We start from the raw sequence: 26,236 nt of genomic DNA, 5'->3' as shown, positions 1-26,236 counted from the left end.
TGTGTGATCTCCGCCGCGAAGGGGCGGCGGACCGGACAGGGAGTCACTACCGTGACCGACGTCTTCGGCTCGTCCCACAAGGACGTCCACGAGCAGGTCGTGTTCTGCGCCGACGAGCAGAGCGGCCTGCGTGCCATCATCGCGATCTACAACACGGCGCTGGGCCCCGGCCTCGGGGGCACGAGGTTCTACCCGTACGAGAGCGAGCAGGCGGCGCTGGCCGACGTGCTCAACCTCTCCAAGGGCATGGCCTACAAGAACGCGCTCGCCGGGCTCGACCTGGGAGGCGGCAAGGCCGTCATCATCGGCGACCCGGCCAAGGACAAGAACGAGGCGCTGCTGCGCGCATACGGCAGGTTCGTCGAGTCGCTCGGCGGACGCTACATCACGGCCTGCGACGTCGGCACGTACAGCGAGGACATGGACGTCGTCGCCCGTGAGTCGCGGTTCGTGACGGGCCGCACCACGGCGCACGGCGGCGCCGGCGACTCGTCCATCCTCACCGCGTTCGGCGTCTACCAGGGCATGCGCGCCTCGGCCGAGCGGGTGTACGGCACCCCCTCGCTGCGCGGTCGTCGCGTCGGCGTCGAGGGCGTCGGCAAGGTCGGCCACCGCCTGGTCGAGCTGCTGCGCGAGGACGGCGCCGAGGTGGTGATCTGCGACGTGAGCCAGGAGGCCGTGGAGCGGGTGCGCGCCCGCCGTCCCGAGGTGGACGTCGTCGCCGACGCCGAGGCCCTCATCTCCTCCGACATCGACGTGTTCGCCCCCTGCGCCCTCGGCGGCGCGCTCGACGACGACACCGTGGCCCGCCTGCGCGCGAGGATCGTCTGCGGCGCGGCCAACAACCAGCTCGCCCACCCCGGGGTCGAGAAGCAGCTTGAGGAGCGCGGCATCCTCTACGCCCCCGACTACGTGGTCAACTCCGGCGGCGTGATCCAGGTGGCCGACGAGATCGAGGGCTTCAACATGGAGCGGGCCAGGGCCAAGGCGGCGCAGATCTACGACACGACTCTGAAGATCTTCACGATCGCCGCCGACGAGGGCGTCCCTCCGGCGGTCGCAGCAGATAGGCTAGCCGAGCGCAGAATGTCGGAAGTCGGGCGTATTAGGGGCATTTGGCTGGGCCGCTGACGCCCCACGCTGATACGGCGTACCGAGCTGGGCACAAAACAGGTACGGTAATAGGCGAACGATAGGCTGACGCCCAGAAGTCAGGTGGCGTCAGTGTGTGGTGCGTTAGCGACGAGGGGTCGGGGACGACCCCACACGAGGGGGTCGAGCCAATGGGGCGCGGCCGAGCAAAGGCCAAGCAGGTCAAGGTTGCTCGCCAGCTGAAGTACAACAGCGGTGGCACGGATCTTGACCGTCTTCGCGACGAACTCGGGGTCGGAGACTCCAGCCGCAATGACGACGCCGACGACCTCAACGACGAGCTGGCTGATCGCTATGCCGATTACGCCGATGACTACGGCGCAGGAGACGACGACGAAGGCCGCCCGTCCGGGCGCCGGTAGCCGCTCTTCTGGTTGAACGTGGCCGAGGGTCCGGCGTCGCCGGATCCTCGCTCACGAGGGTCGGGCCCCACGGGCAACCGTGGGGCTTTCGTCACGCTTGCCCGGAGATCATGCGGGCTTGCCTGTCATGCGAGCTCGCGCGCTGATCGTCCGGCTGCGCACGTTCAGGGTGCGAGGCGCGATCTACGTATGAGTCGCCGGCAGATCGCGCGAGCCCGCGTGCGGGATGTCTGATCGCGCGCGGCCAAGTGCTGCGCGCCGGCGTGCGACTGATTCGCCGGGTGCCGCGCCCAGGCCGGTGGGTTTCACCGGTGCAGGGCGCGGCCGGTCGGCTTTCCCGTCAGCGGTAGCGGGCGTCGCCCTTGCCGGGGACGATCTCGCCCATCACCCAGGCGGGCAGGCCGCGTGAGGTGAGCAGCCGGATCGCCGCGTCCGCCGCGTCGGGCGCCACGATCGCGGCCATCCCGACGCCCAGGTTGAACGTACGGTCCATGTCCTGCTGCGCGATGCGCCCGTGACCGGCGAGCACCTCGAAGATCGCCGGAGGCGTCCAGGAGGAGCGGTCGAGCACCGCGTCGAGGTGCGCGGGCAGGGAGCGCGACAGGTTGCCCTCGATGCCGCCGCCGGTGATGTGCGCGTACGCGTGCACCTCCGCGGAACGGGCCAGCTCCAGGCAGTCGAGCGAGTAGATGCGCGTGGGCTCCAGCAGTTCCTCGCCCAGCGGCCGACCCAGCTCGGGCAGCACCGCGTCGAGCGACAGCGACGCCTCGCGCAGCACGTGCCGTACCAGCGAGTAGCCGTTGGAGTGGACGCCCGACGAGGCGAGACCGAGCACCACGTCACCCTCGCGCACCCGGTCGGGGCCGAGCATCTCGGACGCCTCGACCACACCCGTGCCCGCGCCCGCGAGGTCGTACTCGTCGGGGCCCATAGCGCCGGGGTGCTCGGCGGTCTCGCCGCCGACCAGCGCCGCGCCCGCCAGCCGGCAGCCCTCGGCCACACCGCCGACGATCTCGGCGACGCGCTCGGGCACCACCTTGCCGCAGGCGATGTAGTCGGTCATGAACAGCGGCTCGGCCCCGCACACGACGAGGTCGTCGAGCACCATGCCGACGAGGTCGATGCCGATGGTGTCGTGCTTGCCGTACCGCTGCGCGAGCATGACCTTCGTGCCCACGCCGTCGGTGGAGGTGGCGAGCAGCGGGCGGCGGTAGCGCAGCAGCGCCGACGCGTCGAACAGGCCCGCGAAGCCGCTCGCGTCGTCGACCACCTCCGGCCGGCGCGAGCGCGCCACCTTGTCCTTCATCAGCGTGACGGCGCGCTCGCCCGCCTCGATGTCGACCCCGGCGGCCTCGTACGTACTCACGCCTTGCTCTCCAACACGAACTTGCCCACGTTGTCCTGGTCGATGGGGATCGGGTACGAGCCGTTGAAACACGCCATGCACAGGCGTTCGGCGGGGATCGTGGTGGCCTTCGTCAGGCCCTCCAGCGAGATGTAGCCCAGCGAGTCGGCCCCGATGGAGGCCCTGATCTCCTCGACCGACAGCGACCCCGCGATCAGCTCCGCCCTGGTGGCGAAGTCGATGCCGTAGAAGCAGGGCCAGGCCACGGGCGGGGACGAGATGCGTACGTGCACCTCGCGGGCCCCGGCCTCGCGCAGCATGCGGACGATGGCGCGCTGCGTGTTGCCGCGCACGATGGAGTCGTCGACGACGACCAGGCGCTTGCCCTCGACCACCTCGCGGAGGGGGTTGAGCTTCAGCCTGATGCCGAGCTGCCTGATGGTCTGCGACGGCTGGATGAAGGTGCGGCCCACGTAGGAGTTCTTCACCAGGCCCTGCCCGTACGGGATGCCGCTCTCCTCGGCGTAGCCGACGGCGGCCGGGGTGCCGGACTCGGGCGTGGGGATGACGAGGTCGGCCTCGACCGGGTGCTCGCGGGCCAGGATGCGGCCCACCTCGACCCGCGTGACCTGGACGCCGCGGCCCGCGATCGTGGTGTCGGGACGGGCCAGGTAGACGTACTCGAACAGGCAGCCCTTGGGCTCGGCCAGCGCGAACCTGCGCGACCTGACGCCGCGCTCGTCGATGGTGAGCAGCTCGCCGGGCTCGATCTCGCGGACGAACGTGGCGCCAACGATGTCGAGGGCGGCCGTCTCGGACGCCACCACCCAGCCGCGCTCCAGGCGGCCCAGCACCAGCGGGCGGATGCCCTGCGGGTCGCGGGCGGCGTAGAGCGTCTTCTCGTCCATGAACACCAGCGAGTACGCGCCCTTGACCTGCGGCAGGAGCTCGGCCGCGGAGTCCTCGATGGAGCGGGAGCGGTCCTGGGCCAGGAGGGTGGTGAGGACCTCGGTGTCGGTGGTGGCCTTGATGGAGCCGGGCGCGAGGCGCTGCGCCAGCTCCGGAGTGTTGATGAGGTTGCCGTTGTGCGCGAGCGCCAGCCCGCCGACGTCGGTGGAGCTCAGCGTGGGCTGCGCGTTCTCCCACACGCTGGAACCCGTGGTCGAGTAGCGGCAGTGGCCCACCGCGAGGTGGCCGCGCAGCGTGCCCAGCACGGACTCGTCGAAGACCTGGGCCACGAGGCCCATGTCCTTGTACACGAGGATGCGGCTGCCTTCACTGACCGCGATGCCCGCGGACTCCTGGCCGCGGTGCTGCAACGCGTACAGCCCGTAGTAGGTGAGTTTGGACACTTCCTCGCCTGGCGCCCACACACCGAAGACACCGCATGCGTCCTTGGGTGCACGGTCTTGGGGGTCCAGGTCATGGCCGAGCCGGCCGTCGCCCTTCAGCACATGCTTCAGTCTAGGTTGACGCGTTCCGTGCTCGTACACCCGGGGTGCGGCATCGGCCGTTCTGACCTGGCGCCTCGCCGCCCCTCCCGGCGGCGGGAGGGGCGGCGGCTGCGGTGTTTTGCGCATGGTGACCCAAGGATGAACGGGCTCTTACCGTGTCGGATGGTTCTGTCGCTGCTGTCCGCGAAAAAGTGAGGTATCCGGCATACAGACCCGTCGGGAGACGCAGAAGTGACGACACCTGGGAACCCGGAGGAGCCGCGCGAGGGCCGCCCGGAGGAGCGCGAGCCCGCCCGCGAGAGGCCGGAGCCGCCGTACGAGCCCCAGCGCCAGCCCCGGAGCGGGCCCGGGGACGAGCCTCAGCGCGAGCCCCGGAGCCGGCCCGAGGACGAGCCTCAGCGCGAGCCCCGGAGTCGGCCCGAGGACGAGCCCGCGAACGAGCCTCCGCGTGAGCCGCCCCACGAGCCGCCCTACGAGGGGGAGGAGCCGGTCGCGCCCGCCCCGCCCGTCGTGCCAGGCCCGCCGGAGCCGCCGGAGCGCGAGCCGCGGCCGGTGGGGGAGCCGGGGCGTCCGGCCCACCCGGACCTGCCGACGGCGCCGGAGACCCCCGGCCCCATGGTGGGCCGCCCGGAGCCGGGCGACGCCGAGCGGCCGGGCGACGCCGAGCGGCCGGGTGACGCCGAGCGGCCGGGGGACGCCGAGCGGCCGGGGGGCGCCGAGCAGACGCAGGCGTACCCGATGCCCGGGGCGCGGCCCGCGTACCCGGGCTGGGAGAGCGCGCCGGAGGAGCCGCCCGCCACCCAGGAGCCGCCCGCCAGGCGGGAGCCGTCACGGTACGAGCAGCCCGAGGAGCCGCCGGGCGAGCACCCCGGCCCGCCGGGGGCCGCGGCCGGGCAGCCGTACGGGGGGCCTGGGCAGCCGTACGGGGGACCTGGGCGGCCCGGAGGCCCTCAGGAGCCGGGAGGAGCGGGAGCCCCCCAGGGCGGCCCCCAGGGCGGCGGGCCGCAGGGCGGCGGGCCGCAGGGTGGCGGGCCGCAGGGTGGGGTGCCGCCCGTTCCCGGGACGACGCCGTCCAGCCCCTACGGCGGGCCGCCCGGGTACGGGCCCCCGCCGCCCGGCTACGGCCTCCAGGGCCCGTACGCGCCCGGCCCGCCGCCGGGGCAGCCGGGCAGCGGGCTGGCCACCGCCTCGCTCGTGCTGGGCGTGGCGAGCCCGTTCCTCGTGTTCGTCTGCTTCACCGGCGTGATCACGGCCATCCTGTCGATCGTGTTCGGCGGCGTGGCCCTGGCCAAGCGGGCAGGCAGGGGCCGGGCCATCACCGGGATCGTCATCAGCGTCCTGTCGCTGATCCTCTTCGCGGTGGTGGCGATCTGGTTCTGGAACGTGGTGCAGGAGTGCGGGCGCCTGCCGGGCGAGCTGGCCGACCGCTGCTTCGAGCGCAAGATCCCGTGGATGGGCGGGACGCGTTAGAGCGGCAGGTACGGCGACAGGTCGGCGCGGGAGCCGCTCGCCGAGACGGCGCCCGCCGCCACGGCGTCGTCCCAGGACAGCCGTCCGAGCGCGAGCAGGATCCAGGTGCGCGCGTCGGTCTCGACGACGTTCGGCGGGGTGCCCCTGGTGTGCCGGGGGCCCTCGATCGCCTGGACGGCCGCGTACGGCGGCACCCGCACCTCGACGGTCCTGCCGGGCGCGGTGGCGGCCAGCCTGCCGAGCAGGTGGCTCACCGCCTGCCTGGCCGCGTCGCGCTCCGGCCGGAGCCCCCGGTCGTAGGCGGCGAGCACGGCCGCGACGAGCGCGTCGGGCAGCGCGGACGCGGGCCCGTCGTACGGCGGCTCGTCGAGGGCGACGAGCTGGCCGTCGAGCGCGGCCCGCAGTTTCTCGGGATCCTGCTTGCGTGGTGGCACCCCTGCATTCTCTCGCGGGAAGCGTTCATCGGGACGGAGTCCGTCGTTCACCGGAGGTTTCGACGGCGGCCGTAGCGTCCCCGCCGTACGACCGCGCACATTCATGGAGGACCTGTGGCGAACCCCGATGCGGGCGGACGGCTGCTGCCGCTGCTCTCCACCCCGCACAAAGGTGGCCGATCCGCGCTGACCTGTCAGTTCCGCTGCGGAAACGCGTGCGCGCATGACGTGGCCAACACCAGCGGCAACGCCTACTTCGGCGACGTGGTGCGCGAGGCGCTGACGCGGCGCGGCGTGCTGCGCGCGGGCGCGCTCGGCGCGCTGGTCGCGGGTGTGGGGGTGGCGGGTGCCGTTCCGGCGCTCGCCGACGAGCCTGAGCAGGCGCAGCCGTCCGGGCAGCCCGACGAGGCGGAGCGGTTCGGGCGGGGCGGGAGCGACATCGCGTTCACGCCGGTGCCGCCGAACACCGACGACGCGCTGCGCATCCCCGACGGCTACGCCTCCTCCGTGGTGGTGCGGTGGGGCGACCCGGTGCTGCCCGACGCGCCCGCCTTCGACTTCGACGACCAGTCGGCGGACGCGCAGGCCAAGCAGTTCGGCTACAACTGCGACTTCGTCACGTTCTTCCCGATGGGTCACAACCGCGCCCTGCTGTGGGTGAACCACGAGTACACCGACGAGAACCTGATGTTCCGCGGGTACACGGGCGGCGCGGCGGCCACCGAGGAGCAGATCAGGATCGCGCTGGCCGCGCACGGCGGCTCGGTGGTGGAGATCGAGCGGGTGCGCGGCACCGGCGAGTGGCGCCTGGTGACGAAGGGACGCCGCCGCTACAACCGGCGCGTCACCGCGCAGACCCAGATGCGCTTCAGCGGCCCGGCGGCGGGCAGCGACCTGCTGAAGACGGCCGCCGACCCGGTGGGCCTGAACCCGGTCGGCATGCTGAACAACTGCTCGGGCGGCTCGACCCCGTGGGGCACGGTGCTGACCGCCGAGGAGAACTTCGACCAGTACTTCGTCAACGGCGGCAAGGTGCCGCCCGCGCAGCTGCCGTACATCTCGCGGTACACGATCCCGGCGGGGGTCACGTCGGGCAGCCGCCGCTTCGACCGGGTCGAGGAGCGTTTCGACCTGGCCAGGCACCCGAACGAGGTGAACAGGTTCGGGTGGATCGTGGAGATCGACCCGTTCGACCCGACGTCCACGCCGGTCAAGCGGACGGCGCTCGGCCGCTTCAAGCACGAGGCCGCCACGACGACGCTGGCCCGCGACGGCCGCCTGGTCGTCTACATGGGCGACGACTCGCGCTTCGAGTACGTCTACAAGTTCGTCTCGAAGAAGCGCTACATCCCGGGCTTCGACCGGCACAACCGGACGCTGCTGGACGAGGGCACGCTCTACGTGGCCAGGTTCACCGGCGACAGCCCGGCGTCGGAGATCGACGGGTCGGGCAGGCTGCCCTCCGACGGCCTGTTCGACGGGTCGGGCGAGTGGATCCCGCTGGTGTCGGGGGACCGGTCGTACGTCGACGGCATGACGGCGGCCGAGGTGCTGGTCTACACCCGCGCGGCGGCCGACAAGGTGGGCGCGACGAAGATGGACCGCCCCGAGGACGTCGAGCGCAACCCGGTGACGGGCGCGGTGTACGTGGCGCTGACGAACAACAGCAACCGCACGGCCGCCCAGGTGGACGAGGCCAACCCGCGCCCGTCCAACAAGCACGGCCACGTCCTGGAGATCGTCGAGAAGGGCGACGACGCGGGCGAGACCACGTTCGCCTGGTCGCTCCCGCTGGTCTGCGGCGACCCGAACGACCCGGCGACGTACTTCGCCGGGTACGACAAGACGAAGGTGTCGCCGATCTCCTGCCCGGACAACGTGGCGTTCGACCGCGACGGCAACCTGTGGATCGCCACCGACGGCAACCAGCTCGGCAGCAACGACGGCCTGTTCGTCATGCCGCTGCGCGGCAAGGAGCGCGGCCACCTGCGCCAGTTCCTCACCGTGCCGGTGGGCGCCGAGACCTGCGGCCCGATGGTCACGCAGGACCAGCGCAGCGTGTTCGTGGCGGTGCAGCACCCGGGCGAGATCGACGGCGCCACCCCGGACAACCCCGCCAGCCACTGGCCGGACGGCGCGCAGCCGCGCCCGTCGGTCGCGGTGGTGTGGCACGGCGCGGGCCGCAGGATCGGGGCCTGACGCCGGGGCGGGTTGACCTCAAGTTCACTTGAGGCCCTAGGTTCGCTTCCCATGAGCATGGAAGTGACCGCCTGGCACCAGTTGTACTCGTTGAACAACAGGACGGAGCGTCGCCCGCTGTCACGGGCGACGCTCCGTCGCATCGCGGGCTTCGCCCGCCCCCATCGCCGCAGAATCGTCCTGTTCCTGCTGCTCAGCGTGCTGCTGGCGGGCCTCGCGGTGGTGTCTCCGCTGCTGGCGGGCCGGGTGGTCGACGCCATCTTCCAGCGTGAGCCGATCGGCGTGGTCGTCACCGTGTCGCTGCTGATCGCCGGTCTGGCCCTCGCCGAGGCCGGGCTCGGGCTGCTGAACAGGTGGCTGTCGGCGACCATCGGCGAGGGCCTGATCCTCGACCTGCGCACGTCGGTCTTCGACCACGTCCAGCGCATGCCGGTCGCGTTCTTCACCAGGACCCGTACGGGGGCGCTGGTGAGCCGGCTGAACAACGACGTGATCGGCGCGCAGCGGGCCTTCACCGACACGCTGTCCGGCGTGGTGGGCAACCTCGTGACGCTGGTGCTCACCCTGACCGTGATGATCGGCATCTCGTGGCAGATCACGCTGCTCGCGCTGGTGCTGCTGCCGGTGTTCGTGCTGCCCGCGCGGCGGATGGGGGTCAGGATCGCCCGCCTGCGGCGCGAGGCGGCCGACCACAACGCGGCGATGGGCACCCAGATGACCGAGCGCTTCTCGGCGCCCGGCGCGACCCTGGTGAAGCTGTTCGGCCGTCCGGCGCGTGAGTCGGCCGAGTTCGCCGCGCGGGCCGGTCGGGTGCGCGACATCGGGGTGCGCACCGCCATGAACCAGTCCGTCTTCGTCACCGCGCTCACGCTGGTCTCGGCGCTCGCCCTGGCCCTCGTCTACGGCCTCGGCGGCTTCTACGCCCTGACCGCGCGGCTCGACCCCGGCGCCGTCGTGTCGCTGGCGCTGCTGCTCACCCGCCTGTACGCCCCGCTGACCGCGCTCGCGAACGCCCGCGTGGACGTCATGAGCGCGGTCGTCAGCTTCGAGCGGGTCTTCGAGGTGCTCGACCTCCAGCCGCTCATCCAGGAGCGTCCCGGCGCCCGCGCGGTGCCCGACGGACCGGTCTCGGTGGAGTTCGACGACGTGCGCTTCGCCTACCCCTCGGCCGACAAGGTGTCGCTCGCCTCGCTGGAGGAGGTCGCCACGCTGGACTCGCGTGGCGGCGTCGAGGTGCTGCACGGCGTGTCGTTCCGGGCCGAGCCCGGGCAGATGGTGGCGCTGGTCGGCTCGTCGGGGGCGGGCAAGTCCACGATCGCCCAGCTCCTGCCGCGCCTGTACGACGTGGACGCGGGCGCGGTGCGCCTGGGCGGCGTGGACGTGCGCGACCTGACCTTCGACGCCGTCCGCGACACGCTCGGCATGGTCACGCAGGACGGCCACCTGTTCCACGACACCATCAGGGCGAACCTGCTGCTGGCCAGGCCCGAGGCCACCGACGAGGAGATCTGGGACGCCCTCACCAGGGCCAGGCTGGCCACGATGATCGCGTCGCTGCCCGACGGGCTGGACACGGTCGTCGGAGAGCGCGGGTACCGGCTGTCGGGCGGCGAGCGCCAGCGCCTCACCATCGCCAGGCTGCTGCTGGCCAGGCCCAGGGTGGTCATCCTGGACGAGGCCACGGCGGCGCTCGACTCGACGTCGGAGGCGGCGGTGCAGGAGGCGCTGGGCGAGGCGCTGCAGGGCAGGACGGCGGTCGTGATCGCGCACCGGCTGTCCACGATCAGGGCCGCCGACCTCATCCTCGTGATCGAGGACGGCCGGGTGGTCGAGCGGGGCACGCACGCCGAGCTGCTGGCCGCCGAGGGCCGCTACGAGGAGCTGTACCGCACTCAGTTCGCCGACCCCGCGGTCTCGGGAGCCGCGGCCTGAGGGCCGGTGGCCTTCTCCTCGACGGGCGAGGGGCGGCCGGGGCGCAGGGAGTACAGGGCGACGGCCGCCCCTGCCAGGATCAGGGCCACGGCGATGCCGAGCGTGAAGCGGTAGGCGTCGAGGAAGGCCGGCAGCGGCGGCTCGGCGCTCGCGCTCTGCCGTGAGCCGAGCACTGCCCCGAGCACGGTGATGCCGAGCAGGCCGAACACCTCGCGCGAGACGTTCAGCACGCCGGAGGCGACGCCGGAGCGGCCCGCGGGCATGCCGCCGAGCACGGCGGCCGTGAGCGGCACGAGCATGCCGCCGCCGAGGCCGTACAGGAGGAACCAGGGGAGGACGTCGGCGTAGCCGGCGTCGGCGCCCAGGCGGGAGATGAACAGGACGGCGGCGGCCATGAGCGTCATGCCGAGCGCGACCGTGCGGGCGAGGCCGACCCGCCCGGCGAGGCGCTGCGACAGGAGCGCCACCACGGCCATGACCACCGCCATCGGCACGAACCCAGCCCCCGCCTGGGTGGGGCTGAGCCCCAGGACGTTCTGCAGCCACATGGCGCTGAAGAAGTAGATGCCGAACACGCCGAACGACCACACGCCCATGGTGAGCAGGCCGCCGCTGAACAAGCGGGCGCGGAACAGCGACAGGTCGATCATCGGCTCGGCGGCGCGCGCCTCGACGGCGACGAAGGCCAGGGCGGCGGCGGCCGCCACCCCGAAGGCGCCGAGGATCTGCGGCGACGTCCAGCCCGCGCCGGAGCCCTCGATGAGCGCGTACGTCAGGGCGGACAGCGCGAGCGCGGAGGTGGCCAGGCCGGGCAGGTCGAGGCCGCGCCGCACCCGGGTGAAGGCCGGGCGCACCGCCCACGCCGCCAGCCCGAACGTCAGCGCGCCGATCGGCACGTTGATCAGGTAGATCCAGCCCCAGTGCAGGTGCTCGCTGATGAAGCCGCCCGCGAACGGCCCGAGCGCCATGGACAGCGCGCCCGACGCGCTCCAGACGCCCACGGCCCTGCCCCGCTCAGCGGGGTCGGGGAAGATCTGGCGGATCAGCGACAGCGACGTGGGCGTGAGCAGCGCCGCGCCGACGCCCTGCGCGGCGCGGGCGGCGATGAGCGCGGCGCCGCTGGTGGACAGCCCGGCGGCCAGCGACGCGAGCGTGAAGACGGTCAGGCCCGCGAGGAAGACCCTGCGCGCGCCGAAGACGTCGGCCAGCCTGCCGCCGACGAGCATGAGCCCGGCGAACACCAGGATGTACCCGCTCACGATCCACTCCAGGCCGGAGATCGTCAGCCCCAGCTCGCGCTGGATGGTGGGCAACGCCACGTTGCCCACGTTGTTGTCCAGGTAAGTCATGAAGGTGCCCAGTGTCACGGCACCCAACGCCCACCATCGCATGGCGGCCCCTCCTATACGCCGTACTTGTACGGCGTACAGTCGAACCTGTACCGCGTATAGTTGTCAACCGTGATGGGAAAACTGACCGCGGCGGCCATCGTCGAGCGGGCCCTGGAGATCGGCGACACCGAAGGGCTCGACGCGGTGACGATCCGCCGCCTCGCCGCCGACCTCGGCGTCACCCCCATGGCCCTGTACTGGCACTTCAAGAACAAGGAGCAGCTGCTCGCCGGCATGGCCGACCACCTCATCGCCGGCTTCGCCCTGGAGCCCGCCGACGAGCGTCCCTGCCGCGAGCAGCTCCACGACCTGATGGTGGGCCTGATCCGGGCGCTGCGCGCCCACCCCTGCGCGCGGACCGTGCTCGAACAGGTCGACACCATGGCCGTGCCGGCCTTCCTCGGCGTGTGGGACCGCGCGCTCGGCCTGATCCGTTCCGCGGGCTTCACCAGGAACGAGAGCTGCCTGATCACGAAGTACCTGCTGCAGAGCGCCGTCTCCATCGCCGACGCCCCCGTGCACTACCGCGCGGGCCGCGACAGCGCCCAGGTCGCCGAGCTCGTGCGGGCCAAGCGGCTGGCCCTGCAGTCGCTGCCGCCGGAGACGTACCCGAACATCGTGGAGATGGCCACGCCGATGGCGGGGGAGCTGCCCCCCTCGCTGTACGACGGCTTCGGCGTCGACCTGATCCTCGCCGGCATCGACGCCCTGGCCGCCGAGCGATAGCCGGGCGTTACCGGGACGTGGAGGCGCGCCCGGCGGGGGCGCCGGGCTGAACGGCGGTGGGGCGTGAACGGGCGAGGGCGGCGAGCACGGCGCCCGCCAGCGCCACGGCGAACAGCACCGCGTACGTGCGCTGGAAGCCGTCCATGAGGTGGTCCACGGCCACCGGCGACAGCCGCGACAGCGTGGCCGCGTACACCTGGGCGCGCAGCTCGGGGCCCACCGAGCTGGTCAGGACGCTCAGTGAGAGTCCCACGCTGAGCACGATGCCGACGTTCATGATCATGACGCGGAAGCCGTTGACGACGCCGAGGCTGCCGCTCGGCAGCGCCCGCATGACCTGCGTGGTGTTGCCGGTGAGGAACGTGCCGCTGCCGCAGCCCGCCACGAACAGGCCGAGGCCGATCACCCAGTACGGCGTGGCCGGGTCGGCCGTCAGCATGAGGGTGCCGAGCCCGGCCGTGCTCATGGCGGCCCCGCCGACCGACACCGCGTACGGCGACAGGCGGCGTCCCAGCACCCCTGCCACGGGCGAGGCGAGGCCGATGCCGACGGGCAGCGGCAGCACGCTCAGGCCCGCCGTGAACGCGTCGTAGCCCCTCGCGGCCTGGAAGTAGAGCGCGACCACGAGGATCAGCGCGGAGCGCGCCAGAGCGTTGCAGAACGACGCCAGGTTGGCGTAGGCGAGCAGCCGGCCGCCGAACAGCCGCAGGTCGAGCACCGGGTTGGCGGACCTGCGCTCGGCCAGCGCGACCAGCGGCACGAGCACCAGGAACGCCCCGGCTCCGGCGAGGACGACGGGGCTGGCCAGGCCGCGCGAGCCCGTCTCCGACAGGGCGAGCAGCGCGGCCGACAGCGCGGCGAACAGCAGCACGTTGCCCAGGGCGTCCACGGGCTCCTTGGGCCGCCTCGGCGTCCTGCGCAGGACGGCTGCCCCCCAGCCGAGCGCGACGAGCCCGGCGGGCACGTTCACCCAGAAGATCCACTGCCAGCCCGCGGCCTCGGCGATGAGCCCGCCCAGCGTCGGCCCGAGGAGTTGGGCGACGGACAGCGTGCCGATGTAGACGCCCATGCCCTGGCTGAGCCGCTCGGGCGGGAACGCGTCGGTGATGATGACGGTGCCGTTCGCGAGGATCATCGACGCGCCGAGCGCCTGCAGCACGCGCATCGCGACGAGGAACCACACGTTCGGCGACAGACCGGCCAGCAGCGACGCCACGGTGAACAGGGCGAAGCCGGCGAGGTAGACCTCACGCCGGCCGAGCAGGTCGGCCACGCGGCCGAAGAACACCAGGCTGGCCGTGTTGACCAGCAGGAACGACAGCAGGATCCAGCCGGATTCGAGCGGGCCGGCGTGGAAGTGGCGCACCACCACGGGCAGCGCCACGTTGAGCGTGCTCCCCGCGATGCCGATGAGGACGAGGCCCAGGCTGGTGACGGAGCACACCCGCCAGGCGTAACGCAGGCGGCTGTCGGCTCCGGGGGTGACCGCGACCATGGACTCCACTATGACGTACGACGTACGTCCGATTTGTGGCAGGGGTCACTTCTGACCCACTGCTCGCACGACGGCCGGTCAATCCGGTCAGTAACCCTCCGCTTCGTGACATACACGTTATGTAGTTCTTGCCATCCTTTGGACCGTTTCAAACGTGATCACTGCGGCAACACCCGCACCATTGGAAGGAATGTCGTGGCTATCAACGTTCGCGGTGGGCGCACGCTCACCCTTGCCACCGTCGGCGCGCTCGCCGCTTCGCTGCTCGCCGTCGGTGGAGTCGCCACCGCGTCGGCAGCGGGCAGCGAGGTGAACGCCTGCGTGAACAAGAAGACCCGCTACGTCCGCATCGTCAACCCGGGCGCGGCCTGCCGGAAGACGGAGGAGAGCGTGACGATCGGCGGCGGCGGCACCGAGACCGCCGTCACCGCCGGCCCCAAGGGCGACAGGGGCGCCCAGGGCCCGCAGGGCCCGAAGGGCGAGACCGGTCCCCAGGGCCCGCAGGGCCTGAAGGGCGCCACCGGCCCGCAGGGCCCCAAGGGCGACACGGGCCCGCAGGGCCCGGCCGGTCCCCAGGGCCCCCAGGGTGAGCCCGGCGACGCCGGCAGGCTCATCACCTACGTCAACAACACCAGCCTGAACTCGACCGGCCACGCCCAGGCCAGCTGTGCCAAGGGCGACATCGCCACCGGCGGCGGCTTCGACTTCAACGAGCTGAAGAACGCCACCGTCATGGGCAGCGCGCCCTCCGGCTCGTCGGCCTGGGAGGTCACCGTCGGCAAGATCGACCTCGGCATCAACATCGAGCACTACGGCGTCAGCGCCGACAAGGGCGCGCAGGGTGCCAGTGAGAAGGGCATCTTCAACCCGAAGGTCTCCGGCACCGTCTACGTCGTCTGCGTGAAGTCCGGCAAGAAGTTGTAGCTGACAACGCGGAGGGCCCGGCACGTCGTGCCGGGCCCTCCGTGCGTCCTGGTCAGCCGAAGATCGCGGGCAGGGCCGCCGCGTGGGTCTCGCGCAGCTCCTCCACCGGGACCTCCAGCACGCCCTCGACCACCAGCGACGCGCCCCCCGTGGTGCCGAGGCCGGAGCAGGGCACCTCGTGGTCGCCGCACAGCGCCGCGAACTCCTCGAACGCCTCCTCGCGCACCGCGACCAGCGCCCGCGCGGCGGACTCGCTGAACAGCGCGGTGAACGGGTCGCCGGTCAGCGCCACGGTGGCGCCGACGCCGCGCGCCATGCACGACTCGGCCAGCGCGATCGCCAGGCCGCCGTCGGACAGGTCGTGCGAGCCCTCGATCAGCCCGCGCCGGGCGGCCTCGACGAGCACGGCGGCGAGCGCCCGCTCGGCGTCGAGGTCGGCCCGCGGCGGCAGGCCGCCCAGGTGGCCGTGCGCGACGTGCGCCCACTCGGAGCCGCCGAACTCCTCGCCGGTCTCGCCGAGCAGGACGACCCGCAGCCCCTCGGCGGTGAAGCCGGTGGGCACCCGCTTGGCGACGTCCTCGATGACGCCGAGGACGCCCACGACGGGCGTCGGGTTGATCGCGGTGGAGCCGGTCTGGTTGTAGAAGGACACGTTGCCGCCGGTGACGGGCACGCCGAGCGTCTTGCAGGCGTCGGCCAGGCCGCGTACGGCCTCGGCGAACTGCCACATGACCTCGGGGTCCTCGGGGGAGCCGAAGTTGAGGCAGTTGGTGACGGCGAGCGGCTCGGCACCGGTGACGGCGACGTTCCTGTACGCCTCGGACAGCGCGAGCTGCGCCCCCGCGTACGGGTCGAGCTTGGCGTAGCGGCCGTTGCCGTCGGTGGACAGTGCGATGCCCCTGGTGGTGGGCTCGGCGCCGGCCATGGCCTCGGAGATGCGCAGCATGCCCGCGTCGGCCGGCTGGGCCAGCACGGTGTTGGAGCGGACGTACCGGTCGTACTGGGAGGTGACCCACTCCCTGGACGCCAGGTTGGGTGAGCCGAGGAGCCGCAGCAGCGTGGCACGCAGGTCGTCGGGCCTGGGCAGCCGGTCGGGGGTGTCGGCGTTGAGCGCCGCCTGGCCGGCGGGCTCGTGGTAGGGCCGCTCGTACACGGGGCCCTCGTCGGCGGCGGTGCCGGGCGGGATGTCGACGATGACCTCGCCGTCCCAGGTCATGACCAGGCGGCCGGTGTCGGTGACCTCGCCGATGACGGTGGCGGGGACGTCCCACTTGGCGCAGATCGCCATGAACGCCGGGATGTCGGACGGCCGGACGACCGCCATCATCCGCTCCTGCGACTCGCTCATGAGGATCTCCTCGGGCCTGAGCGAGGGGTCGCGGAGCGGGACCAGGTTGAGGTCGACCTGCATGCCGCCGGTGCCCTTGGCGGCCAGCTCGGTGGTGGCGCAGGAGACGCCGGCCGCGCCGAGGTCCTGGATGCCCACGACCACGTCGGCGGCGTACAGCTCCAGGCAGCACTCGATGAGCAGCTTCTCCATGAACGGGTCGCCGACCTGGACGGCGGGCCGCTTGGCGTGCGACTCGTCCTCGAAGGTGGCGCTGGCGAGGACGCTGGCGCCGCCGATGCCGTCGGGCCCGGTGGAGGCGCCGAACAGCACCACCTTGTTGCCGGGGCCGGGCGCGGTGGCCAGCTTGATCTGGTCCTTGCGCAGCAGGCCCACGCAGAGGGCGTTGACGAGCGGGTTGCCGATGTAGCAGGGGTCGAAGACGACCTCGCCGCCGATGTTGGGCAGGCCCAGGCAGTTGCCGTAGTGGCTGATGCCCTCGACGACGCCGGGCAGGACGCGCCGGGTGTCGGGGGCGTCGGCCGCGCCGAAGCGCAGGGAGTCCATGACGGCGATGGGGCGGGCGCCCATCGACATGATGTCGCGCACGATGCCGCCGACGCCGGTGGCGGCGCCCTGGTGCGGCTCGACGTACGACGGGTGGTTGTGCGACTCGATCTTGAAGGTGGCGGCCCAGCCGTCGCCGATGTCGACGACGCCGGCGTTCTCGCCCATGCCGACGAGCAGCGCCTCGGACTTGGGGGCCTTGGTGGCGAACTGCCGCAGGTGCACCTTCGACGACTTGTACGAGCAGTGCTCGGACCACATGACGCTGTAGATGGCCAGCTCGGAGCCGGTGGGACGGCGGCCGAGGATCTGCTTGACCCGGTCGTACTCGTCCTGCTTCATCCCGAGCTCGGCGTACGGCATCGGCTCGTCGGGGGTCTCGGCCGCCCGCTTCACGCTGTCGGTCATGCGTTCACCAGCTTCTTGAGGATGGAGGTGAAGAAGCCGAGACCGTCGGTGCTCGGGGCGCCGACGAGGTCCTCGACGGCGTGCTCGGGGTGCGGCATGAGGCCCACCACGTTGCCCGCCTCGTTCCTGATGCCCGCGATGTCGTTCATCGAGCCGTTGGGGTTGCCGACGTACCGCACGACGACGTGCCCGCCCGCCTCCAGGGCGGCGAGCGTGTCGGTGTCGGCGACGTAGCGGCCCTCACCGTGCTTGACCGGCAGGACGATCTCCTGGTCGGCGCCGAACGAGTTCGTCCACGCCGTGCCGGTCTGCTCGATCCTGACCTTCTGGTCGCGGCAGACGTAGTGGAGCGAGGCGTTGCGGGTGAGCGCGCCGGGCAGCAGGTGCGCCTCGCAGAGGATCTGGAACCCGTTGCAGGTGCCCAGCACGGGAAGCCCCGCCCTGGCCGCCGGGATCAGCTCCTCCATCAGGGGGGCGAACCGGGAGATGGCGCCGCAGCGCAGATAGTCGCCGTAGGAGAAGCCGCCGGGCAGGAAGACGGCGTCGACTCCCTTCAGGTCGTGGTCGGCGTGCCACAGCGGCACCGCCTCCGCGCCCACGAGGCGCACGGCTCTGGCGGCGTCCTGGTCGTCGAGAGTTCCTGGAAACGTGACTACGCCCACACGGGCAGCGCTCATGACAGTCGTCCCCTCCGAGGAATGCGCGCGCACGCGCCACCGTCTCTTCGGGTGGACGGCGGTCTGCGGCGGTGTACCCAGGTTATCCGGTGCGCTCTGGTGTGCCACATCCCGGGCGGACGGCGGCTCCGGGAGGGCGCGTGCCCCCGTGCGGAGGGACGGCGCGGTCAGACGGCGGCGAGCTCGCGCGGCCTGGCGGCGCGGTCGTCGTCCCAGTCGAGGGTCTTGCGCAGGTGGACGGTGGTGCCGCGGCCGGGCGTGACGCCGAAGGAGATCTCGTCGACCACGGAGCGCATGATGAGCAGCCCGCGGCCGTTCTCGGTGTCGGGCGGCGGGAAGCGCAGCGGCACGGACGGCAGGCCGTCGCCGTTGTCGGCCACGCGGACGTCGCAGCGCCCGTAGCCGATGGCGGCCGACACCTCGTAACGGTTGGCGGGCCCCCCGTGCCGGACCGCGTTGGAGCACGCCTCGGAGACCGCGAGCAGCATGTCGGCGATGCAGGTCTCGCTCACGTTGAGTGACCGCATCGCGTCGCCAAGCACTCGCCTGACCATCGGTATGCCGATAGCATCCCGAGGCAGTGCCAACGAGAACTCAATATCCACCGGACTCCTCCGGGCGCCGGAACGTCACCTGGAGTAGGTTTCCCTGAGAAAACGGGGCTAACCGCAAAATCACGTTGTTGTTATTCCCCCTTGGCAAGCCCGTGGCATTGTGGCACGGCCGAACCCGGCTTTAACCGGCCAGGGGGAATTCCGGGGGCAAAAGTGCCGCTAGCCCTCAACTCGGACGGTGTAGTCCTCGATCACCGTGTTGGCCAGCAGCGTCTCGGCCATCTTGCGCACGCTGTCGAGCGCCGCCTCGTCGGCCGGCCCGTCGAGCTCGATCTCGAACCGCTTGCCCTGACGGACGGCCGAGACGCCGGAGAAGCCGAGCCTGGGCAGCGCCCGCGCGATGGCCTGGCCCTGCGGGTCGAGGATCTCGGGCTTCAGCATGACGTCCACGATGACGCGCGCCACTGTGTTCCTCCTGGTGCGCTGGGTGATGGGAAAGCCAGCCTACCGGCCGCGTGTGGCCACCGGCACAACGGGAACGGGGAGGACATGGGGGCTTGCGCTGGGGGCTGTGACGTCTGCCACCATGTCCCCAAACGCGTACGAACCACCACCAGATGGTCCGACGCTCAGAAGGCTGGCCTCAGATGGCAAACCCATCAGAACCAGCCCTGACCGCACAGGAGTGGCCCGTGACAGCCGAAGCCTCTCGTGGTGCCGAAGCACCCCCTGAGCTCGTCCAGCTGCTCACCCCCGAAGGAGAGCGGGTCGAGCACCCCGACTACGACATCGACCTCACCCCCGAAGAGGTCAGGTCCCTCTACCGCGACCTGGTGCTCGTCCGGAGCATCGACCTGGAAGCCGTGGCCCTCCAGCGGCAGGGCGAGCTGGGCATCTGGGCCTCGCTGCTCGGGCAGGAGGCCGCCCAGATCGGCTCGGGCCGCGCCCTCACCGACGCCGACATGGCCTTCCCCACCTACCGCGAGCACGGCGTGGCCTGGTGCCGCGACGTCGACCCCGTCAAGCTGCTCGGCCTCTTCCGCGGCGTCAACCACGGCGGATGGGACCCCAAGGAGCACAACTTCCACCTGTACACGATCGTGATCGGCAGCCAGACGCTGCACGCCGTCGGCTACGCCATGGGCATCCAGCGCGACGACGCGGCCGCCGCCACCCTGGTCTACTTCGGCGACGGCGCCACCTCCCAGGGCGACGTGAACGAGTCGTTCATCTGGGCCAGCGTGTTCAACGCGCCGATCGTGTTCTTCTGCCAGAACAACCAGTGGGCGATCTCCGAGCCGCTGGAGAAGCAGACCCGCATCCCCCTCTACCGCCGCGCCTCCGGCTTCGGCTTCCCCGGCGTCCGCGTCGACGGCAACGACGTCTTCGCCTGCCTCGCCGTGACGAGGAAGGCGCTCGAAGCCGCCCGCACCGGCCAGGGCCCGACCCTCATCGAGGCGTTCACGTACCGGATGGGCGCGCACACCACCACCGACGACCCCACCCGCTACCGCGTCGCCAGCGAGCTGGAGGCGTGGAAGCTGAAGGACCCGATCGAGCGCGTCAAGGCGTACCTGTTCAAGAACGAGCTGGCCGACCAGGCGTTCTTCGACGCGCTCGACGCCGAGGCCGACCAGCTCGGAGCGGACCTGCGCAGGCGCTGCCTGGCCATGCCCGACCCCCAGCCGCTCGACATCTTCGACCACGTCTACAGGGAGCCCCACTCCCTGATCGACGAGGAGCGCGCCCAGTTCGCCGCCTACCTGGAGGGGTTCGAGAAGTGACCGTGCTGAGCCTGTCCAAGGCGCTCAACGAGGGCATGCGCAAGGCCATGGAGGACGACCCCAAGGTCCTCGTCATGGGCGAGGACGTCGGCAAGCTCGGAGGCGTGTTCCGCGTCACCGACGGCCTGCAGAAGGACTTCGGCGAGGACCGCGTCATCGACACCCCGCTCGCGGAGTCGGGCATCATCGGCACCGCGATCGGCCTCGCGCTGCGCGGCTACCGGCCGGTCTGCGAGATCCAGTTCGACGGCTTCGTCTTCCCCGCGGCCGACCAGATCATCACCCAGCTCGCCAAGATGCCGATGCGCTCGCTCGGCGCGATCAAGCTGCCCGTCGTCGTCCGCATCCCCTGCGGCGGCGGCATCGGCGCGGTCGAGCACCACAGCGAGTCGCCCGAGGCGTACTTCACGCACACCGCCGGCCTGCGGGTCGTGGCCTGCTCCAACCCGGCCGACGCGTACAGCATGATCCAGCAGGCGATCCGCTGCGACGACCCGGTCGTCTTCTTCGAGCCCAAGCGCCGCTACTGGGAGAAGGCCGACGTCGACACCTCCTCCACCGACTGGTGGACGCCGTTCGACCGGGCGCGGGTGGTGCGGCCGGGCGCCGACGCGACGCTGCTCGCGTACGGGCCGATGGTCAAGACCTGCCTGCAGGCCGCCGCGGCGGCCGAGGAGGACGGGCGCGACCTCGAGGTGGTGGACCTGCGCTCGCTCAACCCGCTCGACCAGCCGCTCGTCATGGAGTCCGTACGCAGGACCGGCAGGGTCGTGGTCGTGCACGAGGCCCCCGTCAACAGCGGCTTCGGCGCGGAGCTGGCGGCCCGCATCACCGAGCAGTGCTTCTACCACCTGGAGGCGCCCGTCCTGCGGGTCGGCGGGTTCTCGACGCCGTACCCTCCGTCCAAGCTGGAGGAGCACTACCTGCCGGATCTGGACCGCGTGCTCGACGCCGTCGACCGCGCCTTCGGCTACTGAGAGGAGGCCGGCATGCGACGCGAGTTCAAGCTCCCCGACGTGGGTGAGGGCCTGACGGAGGCGGAGATCGTCCGCTGGCTCGTCAAGCCGGGGGACCAGGTCAAGGTCAAGCAGAACGTCGTGGAGATCGAGACCGCCAAGTCCATCGTCGAGCTGCCCATCCCCTGGGACGGCGTGGTGGCGGCCCTGATGGCGGACGAGGGCCAGACGGTGGACGTCGGCCTGCCGATCATCGCCGTCGACACGGCGGAGCCGGGCGAGCCCGCCGGCGGCGGCGCGGCGGGCACGGCGGCCGGTGCGGCTCCCGGCGAGGCGATCAAGGCTCTGGCCGACGACATGGTGCCCAGGCCGCCCGCCGAGGGCGCGGTCGAGCCCGGCGCGCACGGCAGCCCCGCCCCCAAGGAGGAGCGGCAGGCCGTCCTCGTCGGGTACGGCGTCAAGACGGGCGCGACGAAGCGCAGGCCGCGCAAGGCGCCTGCGCCGCCCGCCGCCGCCCCCGCGGCTCCGGCGATCCCCGCCGCTCCGGTCGCGAACCCGTCCCGGGTGGAGGTGACCGCGCACCCCGTCCCCGCCCGGGTGGCGGTGCTGGCCAAGCCCCCGGTACGCAAGCTCGCCAAGGACCTCGGCGTGGACCTCGCCGCGGTCACCGGCACCGGCCCCGAGGGGTCGATCACCCGCGAGGACGTCAGGGCGGCGGCCGAGACCGTCGCCCAGCCGGAGGCTCGGCCTGCCAGGGTCGCGGCCCCGGTCGGCGCCGAGGAACGCGTCCCGGTCAAGGGCGTGCGCAGGATGACCGCGCAGGCCATGGTGGGCAGCGCGTTCACCGCCCCGCACGTCACCGAGTTCCTCCAGGTGGACGTGACGGAGACGATGAACGCCGTCGCCCGCCTGCGCGCGATGCCCGACTTCGCGGACGTGAAGGTCTCGCCGCTGCTCCTCGTGGCCAGGGCGGTCGTCACGGCGGCCAGGCGGCACCCGATGATCAACTCCTCCTGGGACGAGGAGGCGCAGGAGATCGTGGTCAAGCACTACGTGAACCTGGGCATCGCCGCCGCCACCCCGCGCGGGCTGGTCGTCCCGAACGTCAAGAACGCCCACGAGCTGTCGCTGCCCGAGCTGGCCAGGAGCCTCGGCGAGCTGGCGGAGACGGCGCGCGCGGGCCGCACCCAGCCGGCGGAGATGGCGGGCGGCACGATCACCATCACCAACGTCGGCGTCTTCGGCGTCGACGCCGGCACCCCGATCCTGAACCCCGGCGAGGCCGCCATCCTCGCGTTCGGTCAGGTCAGGGACATGCCGTGGGTGGTCGGCGGTGAACTCGCGGTACGCAAGGTCACCACGCTGGCGCTGTCGTTCGACCACCGCATCGTGGACGGCGAGCTGGGCTCGCTGTTCCTGCGGGACGTGGGCGCGATGCTGGAGGATCCCCTCCGCATGCTCGCCTGGAGCTGACCCGCTCCCGACACGGTCCGGCGGTCGCCCTCCCGGCGGCCGCCGGCCGCGTCCCGGTCGGTAGGGTGGCCGCATGATCCGCCACATCGTGCTGTTCACCTGGACCGACGGCGCCACCGACGAGCAGAAGGCGGCCGTGGCCGACGAGCTGCGCGCCCTGATCGGGGTCATCCCGGAGATCCGCTCGTTCACGGTCGGCCACGACGCCGGCATCAACCAGGGCAACCACGACTTCGCCGTCGTCGCCGACTTCGACACCGTCGACGACTACCTCGTCTACCGCGACCACCCCCGCCACCAGGAGGTGATCGCGCAGCGCATCAAGCCGATCCTCGCCTCACGCGCGGCCGTCCAGCTCGGCCTCTGACGCCGTCACAGGTCAGGCGGGCGGTTCTCCCTCCGGATCAGCGCGTCGTCGGAGGTGCGCCCCCGCCTGGGCGCCAGGACGATGCTCAGCACCACGCCCACACCACCCACGATCATGAAGATGATCCCGATGATGTCCATGTGGACGGCCTTGCCGAAGACGTCGGGCTCGATCGCGAACTTCAGGATGGCGCCGAGCGTGAGGAAGAAGATGCTGACCCCGACACCCATCAAGGACCTCCAGGCAAACGGCCGGTACGCCCACGGTCATACCCGGGTATCGGTGATCGCATCCCCCCAGGCTCAGGCGAAACAGGACAGCGGCCGGCCCCCGTTGTAGGTGATCATGTCGAGCACCGCGGCGGCCAGGTCGATGTCGCCGCCCGGGGGCAGCCCGTCCAGCTCGGCGAACGCGCGGTGCAGGTTGCCGACGATCCGTTCCGTGTCGGTCAGGCCGGCCCACTCGCCGAGGTCGGTCTCCCTGGCGGTCTCCAGCGGCGACAGCCCCGCCGCCCGCCCGCGTTCCGCCGTGTCCAGCACGAACCGCAGGTACGCCTCCATCCTGTCGATCGCCTCGGGCCCGCAGACGTCGCCGTGGCCCGGCACGATCGTCTCCGCGCCCAGCTCCCTGAGCCGGCCGAGCGCCTCGATCGACCCGGTGACGGAGCCCATGAGCACGAACGGGGTGCCGCCGTTGAAGACGAGGTCGCCGGAGAACAGCACGCGCCGCTCGGGGATCCACACGACGGAGTCGTTCGTGGTGTGGGCGGCGACGCCGATGTGCCTGACGTCGCAGCGCAGTTCGTCGGAGTGGACGGTCACGCCGTCGGTGTAGGTGAGGAACGGCGGCACGAGGTCGAGGGCGCCCCACTCCACGTCGGGTGACCAGGCGGCGCGGTAGGTGGGGACGCCGTCGGCGAGGATGCGCTCGCGCACCCCTTCGTGCCCCACGATGGTGGCCTCGGGGAACAGCCAGTTCCCGAAGGTGTGGTCGCCGTGGTGGTGGGTGTTGATCAGCGTGGTGACGGGCCGGTCGCTGACCTTGCCGATGGCCTCGCGGAAGGCCCTGGTGCGGCGCTCGGTCGAGCAGGCGTCGACGCAGACGACGCCGCGGCGTCCGGCGAGGAAGCCGGTGTTGTTGATCCACCAGCTCCCGTCGGGCTGGAGGTAGGCGTAGACGCCGTCGGAGACCTCCTCCACGCGCGGCGGCGGGAGCGGGTGGTCGTGGGAGGACGAGCTCATGGGCAGACCGTACCGCTCCCCGGCCCGCTCCCGTGGACGGCGGACGCCCGCCCCCCGGGGACGGGGGAGCGGGCGTCAGCGGCCGGGTGACGGAGGCGTCAGAAGGCCTCCTCAGGGAGGTCCATCAGCTCCAGGCCGGTGCCCTCCAGCACGCGCCGCTCGGCCGCGAGCCGCGGCAGCACGTTGGTGGCGAAGAACGACGCCGCGGCCACCTTGCCCTGGTAGAACGGGTCCTCGCCGCCGGCCAGCGCGGCCAGGGCCACCTCGGCCTGACGCAGCAGCAGCCAGCCGATCACGAGGTCGCCGAGGGCCAGCAGGAGCCTGGTGGTGTTGAGCCCGACCTTGTAGACCTCGCGCGGCGACTCCAGCGAGGAGATCGCCCAGCCGGCCATCGTGTCGCCCATGGCCTTGACGTCGGCGGCGGCGTCGGCGAGCAGCTTGCGCTCCTCCTTGAGCCTGCCGTTGCCGGCCTCGGACGAGGCGAAGGCCCCGATCTCGGCGAGCAGCGCACCGATGGCGGCGCCCTGGTTGCGCAGGATCTTGCGGAAGAACAGGTCGAGGCCCTGGATCGCGGTGGTGCCCTCGTACAGGGAGTCGATCTTCGCGTCGCGGATGTACTGCTCGATCGGGTAGTCCTGCAGGTAGCCGGAGCCGCCCAGCGTCTGCAGCGAGCGCGACAGCAGCTCGTACGACCGCTCGGAGCCGACCCCCTTGACCAGCGGCAGCAGCAGGTCGTTCATGGCCTGCGCGTGCCGGTCGTCCGGGTCGATCTGGATGGCGTCCTGGAAGGTGGCGGTGTAGAGCACGAGCGCCCGCATGCCCTCCGCGTACGTCTTCTGCAGCATGAGCTCGCGGCGGACGTCCGGGTGGTGGGTGATGGTGACGCGGGGCGCGCTCTTGTCGGTCATCTGGGTGAGGTCGGCGCCCTGCACGCGGGCCTTGGCGTACTCAAGGGCGTTGAGGTAGCCGGTGGAGAGCGTGGCGATGGCCTTGGTGCCGACCATCATGCGGGCGTGCTCGATCACCATGAACATCTGCTTGATGCCCTCGTGCACCTCGCCGACCAGCCAGCCGACGGCCGGGTGCTTGTCGCCGAAGGTGAGCTCGCAGGTGGTGGAGACCTTCAGGCCCATCTTCTTCTCGACGTTGGTGACGTAGACGCCGTTGCGCTCGCCCAGCTCGCCGGTCTCCAGGTCCACGTGGAACTTCGGCACGAGGAACATCGACAGGCCCTTGGTGCCGGCGCCGTGGCCCTCGGGGCGGGCCAGCACGAGGTGGAAGATGTTCTCGGCCATGTCGTGCTCGGCGCTGGTGATGAAGCGCTTGACGCCCTCGATGTGCCACGAGCCGTCGGCCTGGCGCACCGCGCGGGTGCGGCCCGCGCCCACGTCGGAGCCCGCGTCGGGCTCGGTCAGCACCATGGTGGCGCCCCAGTTGCGCTCGATGGCGAGCTCGGCGAAGCGCTTCTGCTCGTCGGTGCCGAGCTTCCACAGCGTGTACGCGAAGTTGGGCCCGGCGGCGTACATGTAGAGCGCGGGGTTCGCGCCCAGCACCATCTCGGCCGTGGCCCAGGCGAGGCTGCGCGGGATGCCGGGGCCGCCCAGGTCGGCGGGCAGGTCGAGGTGCGCCCAGCCGCCGTCCACGAGGGCCTTGAACGACTTCTTGAAGCCTTCGGGGATCTTGACGGTGCTCGTCTTGGGGTCGAACACCGGGGGCTTCCTGTCGCCCTCCTCGAAGGAGTCGGCGAGCACGCCGGTGGCGAGCCTGTTGACCTCGTCCAGGATGCTGCGGGCGACGTCCTCGTCGACGTCCGCGAACGGCCCCGTGCCGAGGATCTCCCTGCGCCCGAACACCTCGAAGAGGTTGAACTCCAGGTCACGCATGTTGCTCTTGTAGTGGCCCATGGGTGTCGATCTCCTTGAACCGCGGCCTTCTGTACTGGCGAGTAACCTTACTCCGAATGCTACCCGCGGGTAACCACCGCTATGCATGGCATGC

At 71.7% G+C, this 26,236-nt stretch carries 23 protein-coding genes; 11 read left to right on the top strand and 12 right to left on the bottom strand.

Annotated features, from left to right (window positions below; translation table 11 throughout):
* Window positions 1-51: 51 nt before the first annotated feature.
* Together BMX74_RS40305 and BMX74_RS40300 are read left to right on the top strand one after the other, a co-directional pair.
* Window positions 52-1,131, top strand: a complete 1,080-nt coding sequence (locus BMX74_RS40305; RefSeq protein WP_055509435.1) for a Leu/Phe/Val dehydrogenase — start codon at window positions 52-54, stop codon at window positions 1,129-1,131.
* A gap of 152 nt (window positions 1,132-1,283) precedes the next feature.
* Window positions 1,284-1,514, top strand: coding sequence for a DUF3073 domain-containing protein (locus BMX74_RS40300; RefSeq protein ID WP_055509614.1), 231 nt, complete (start codon window positions 1,284-1,286; stop codon window positions 1,512-1,514).
* A 340-nt stretch (window positions 1,515-1,854) separates the two neighbouring features.
* Here the strand turns inward: BMX74_RS40300 and purM are convergent, their stop codons facing one another.
* Together purM and purF are read right to left on the bottom strand one after the other, a co-directional pair.
* Window positions 1,855-2,880, bottom strand: a complete 1,026-nt coding sequence (purM, locus tag BMX74_RS40295; RefSeq protein WP_091105690.1) for a phosphoribosylformylglycinamidine cyclo-ligase — start codon at window positions 2,878-2,880, stop codon at window positions 1,855-1,857.
* Window positions 2,877-4,313, bottom strand: a complete 1,437-nt coding sequence (gene purF / locus BMX74_RS40290) for an amidophosphoribosyltransferase (protein WP_055509439.1) — start codon at window positions 4,311-4,313, stop codon at window positions 2,877-2,879. Before purF ends, purM begins: the two co-directional genes overlap by 4 nt.
* Window positions 4,314-4,544: 231 nt before the next feature.
* Between purF and BMX74_RS40285 the strand changes: the two genes are divergently transcribed.
* Window positions 4,545-5,783 (top strand): DUF4190 domain-containing protein, encoded by a 1,239-nt coding sequence (locus BMX74_RS40285; protein WP_091105688.1) that lies wholly within the window; start codon window positions 4,545-4,547, stop codon window positions 5,781-5,783.
* On the opposite strand, the gene BMX74_RS40280 is transcribed toward BMX74_RS40285, so the two are convergent.
* Window positions 5,780-6,217 carry a sterol carrier family protein gene (locus tag BMX74_RS40280; protein WP_091105686.1) on the bottom strand — a complete coding sequence of 146 codons (438 nt, stop codon included), beginning with the start codon at window positions 6,215-6,217 and terminating at the stop codon, window positions 5,780-5,782. The genes BMX74_RS40285 and BMX74_RS40280 overlap by 4 nt on opposite strands.
* Window positions 6,218-6,331: 114 nt before the next feature.
* Here BMX74_RS40280 and BMX74_RS40275 point away from each other — a divergent pair, with 114 nt between their 5' ends.
* The gene (locus BMX74_RS40275) at window positions 6,332-8,416 is read left to right on the top strand and encodes a PhoX family protein (RefSeq protein ID WP_091105685.1); all 2,085 of its coding nucleotides are present in this window, start codon (window positions 6,332-6,334) and stop codon (window positions 8,414-8,416) included.
* A gap of 51 nt (window positions 8,417-8,467) precedes the next feature.
* On the top strand, window positions 8,468-10,348 hold the full coding sequence (locus BMX74_RS40270) for an ABC transporter ATP-binding protein (RefSeq protein WP_055509446.1): 1,881 nt from the start codon (window positions 8,468-8,470) through the stop codon (window positions 10,346-10,348).
* Here the strand turns inward: BMX74_RS40270 and BMX74_RS40265 are convergent.
* A complete protein-coding gene (locus BMX74_RS40265; protein ID WP_091105683.1) occupies window positions 10,309-11,739 on the bottom strand; it encodes a DHA2 family efflux MFS transporter permease subunit in 1,431 nt (476 codons plus the stop codon). The genes BMX74_RS40270 and BMX74_RS40265 overlap by 40 nt on opposite strands.
* Window positions 11,740-11,811: 72 nt before the next feature.
* Between BMX74_RS40265 and BMX74_RS46435 the strand changes: the two genes are divergently transcribed.
* Window positions 11,812-12,465 (top strand): TetR/AcrR family transcriptional regulator, encoded by a 654-nt coding sequence (locus BMX74_RS46435; protein WP_091105682.1) that lies wholly within the window; start codon window positions 11,812-11,814, stop codon window positions 12,463-12,465.
* A gap of 7 nt (window positions 12,466-12,472) precedes the next feature.
* Here BMX74_RS46435 and BMX74_RS40255 read toward each other — a convergent pair whose 3' ends face one another.
* Window positions 12,473-13,960 carry an MFS transporter gene (locus tag BMX74_RS40255; protein WP_091105680.1) on the bottom strand — a complete coding sequence of 496 codons (1,488 nt, stop codon included), beginning with the start codon at window positions 13,958-13,960 and terminating at the stop codon, window positions 12,473-12,475.
* A 195-nt stretch (window positions 13,961-14,155) separates the two neighbouring features.
* On the opposite strand from BMX74_RS40255, the gene BMX74_RS46430 reads away from it, so the two are divergent.
* The gene (locus BMX74_RS46430) at window positions 14,156-14,884 is read left to right on the top strand and encodes a collagen-like protein (RefSeq protein WP_218154224.1); all 729 of its coding nucleotides are present in this window, start codon (window positions 14,156-14,158) and stop codon (window positions 14,882-14,884) included.
* A 52-nt stretch (window positions 14,885-14,936) separates the two neighbouring features.
* Here the strand turns inward: BMX74_RS46430 and purL are convergent, their stop codons facing one another.
* The 4 genes from purL to purS all read right to left on the bottom strand — a co-directional run bounded on the left by purL (window position 14,937) and on the right by purS (window position 18,882).
* On the bottom strand, window positions 14,937-17,186 hold the full coding sequence (gene purL, locus BMX74_RS40245) for a phosphoribosylformylglycinamidine synthase subunit PurL (protein ID WP_091105677.1): 2,250 nt from the start codon (window positions 17,184-17,186) through the stop codon (window positions 14,937-14,939).
* Window positions 17,183-17,863: a phosphoribosylformylglycinamidine synthase subunit PurQ gene (gene purQ / locus BMX74_RS40240; RefSeq protein ID WP_055509457.1), complete on the bottom strand. Its 681-nt coding sequence runs from the start codon at window positions 17,861-17,863 to the stop codon at window positions 17,183-17,185. Before purQ ends, purL begins: the two co-directional genes overlap by 4 nt.
* 167 nt (window positions 17,864-18,030) lie before the next feature.
* A complete protein-coding gene (locus BMX74_RS40235; RefSeq protein ID WP_055509459.1) occupies window positions 18,031-18,417 on the bottom strand; it encodes an ATP-binding protein in 387 nt (128 codons plus the stop codon).
* A 219-nt stretch (window positions 18,418-18,636) separates the two neighbouring features.
* Window positions 18,637-18,882: a phosphoribosylformylglycinamidine synthase subunit PurS gene (purS, locus tag BMX74_RS40230; RefSeq protein WP_082535629.1), complete on the bottom strand. Its 246-nt coding sequence runs from the start codon at window positions 18,880-18,882 to the stop codon at window positions 18,637-18,639.
* 227 nt (window positions 18,883-19,109) lie between these two features.
* Between purS and pdhA the strand changes: the two genes are divergently transcribed.
* From pdhA to BMX74_RS40210, 4 genes are all read left to right on the top strand, one after another.
* On the top strand, window positions 19,110-20,201 hold the full coding sequence (gene pdhA / locus BMX74_RS40225) for a pyruvate dehydrogenase (acetyl-transferring) E1 component subunit alpha (protein ID WP_091105675.1): 1,092 nt from the start codon (window positions 19,110-19,112) through the stop codon (window positions 20,199-20,201).
* Window positions 20,198-21,178, top strand: coding sequence for an alpha-ketoacid dehydrogenase subunit beta (locus tag BMX74_RS40220; protein WP_082535630.1), 981 nt, complete (start codon window positions 20,198-20,200; stop codon window positions 21,176-21,178). The genes pdhA and BMX74_RS40220 overlap by 4 nt, the downstream gene beginning before the upstream one ends.
* 12 nt (window positions 21,179-21,190) lie before the next feature.
* The gene (locus BMX74_RS40215; RefSeq protein ID WP_091105673.1) at window positions 21,191-22,630 is read left to right on the top strand and encodes a dihydrolipoamide acetyltransferase family protein; all 1,440 of its coding nucleotides are present in this window, start codon (window positions 21,191-21,193) and stop codon (window positions 22,628-22,630) included.
* Between the two features lie 73 nt (window positions 22,631-22,703).
* On the top strand, window positions 22,704-22,997 hold the full coding sequence (locus BMX74_RS40210) for a Dabb family protein (protein WP_055509465.1): 294 nt from the start codon (window positions 22,704-22,706) through the stop codon (window positions 22,995-22,997).
* A gap of 5 nt (window positions 22,998-23,002) precedes the next feature.
* Here BMX74_RS40210 and BMX74_RS40205 read toward each other — a convergent pair whose 3' ends face one another.
* The 3 genes from BMX74_RS40205 to BMX74_RS40195 all read right to left on the bottom strand — a co-directional run bounded on the left by BMX74_RS40205 (window position 23,003) and on the right by BMX74_RS40195 (window position 26,142).
* The gene (locus tag BMX74_RS40205) at window positions 23,003-23,227 is read right to left on the bottom strand and encodes a hypothetical protein (protein WP_055509467.1); all 225 of its coding nucleotides are present in this window, start codon (window positions 23,225-23,227) and stop codon (window positions 23,003-23,005) included.
* A 72-nt stretch (window positions 23,228-23,299) separates the two neighbouring features.
* The gene (locus BMX74_RS40200) at window positions 23,300-24,238 is read right to left on the bottom strand and encodes an MBL fold metallo-hydrolase (RefSeq protein ID WP_091105671.1); all 939 of its coding nucleotides are present in this window, start codon (window positions 24,236-24,238) and stop codon (window positions 23,300-23,302) included.
* A 98-nt stretch (window positions 24,239-24,336) separates the two neighbouring features.
* Window positions 24,337-26,142, bottom strand: coding sequence for an acyl-CoA dehydrogenase (locus BMX74_RS40195; RefSeq protein WP_091105669.1), 1,806 nt, complete (start codon window positions 26,140-26,142; stop codon window positions 24,337-24,339).
* Window positions 26,143-26,236 lie beyond the last annotated feature (94 nt).

It is taken from the genome of Nonomuraea pusilla (genome assembly GCF_900109355.1).
GTDB lineage: Bacteria > Actinomycetota > Actinomycetes > Streptosporangiales > Streptosporangiaceae > Nonomuraea > Nonomuraea pusilla.
This window is presented reverse-complemented; position numbering and strand designations above follow the sequence as displayed.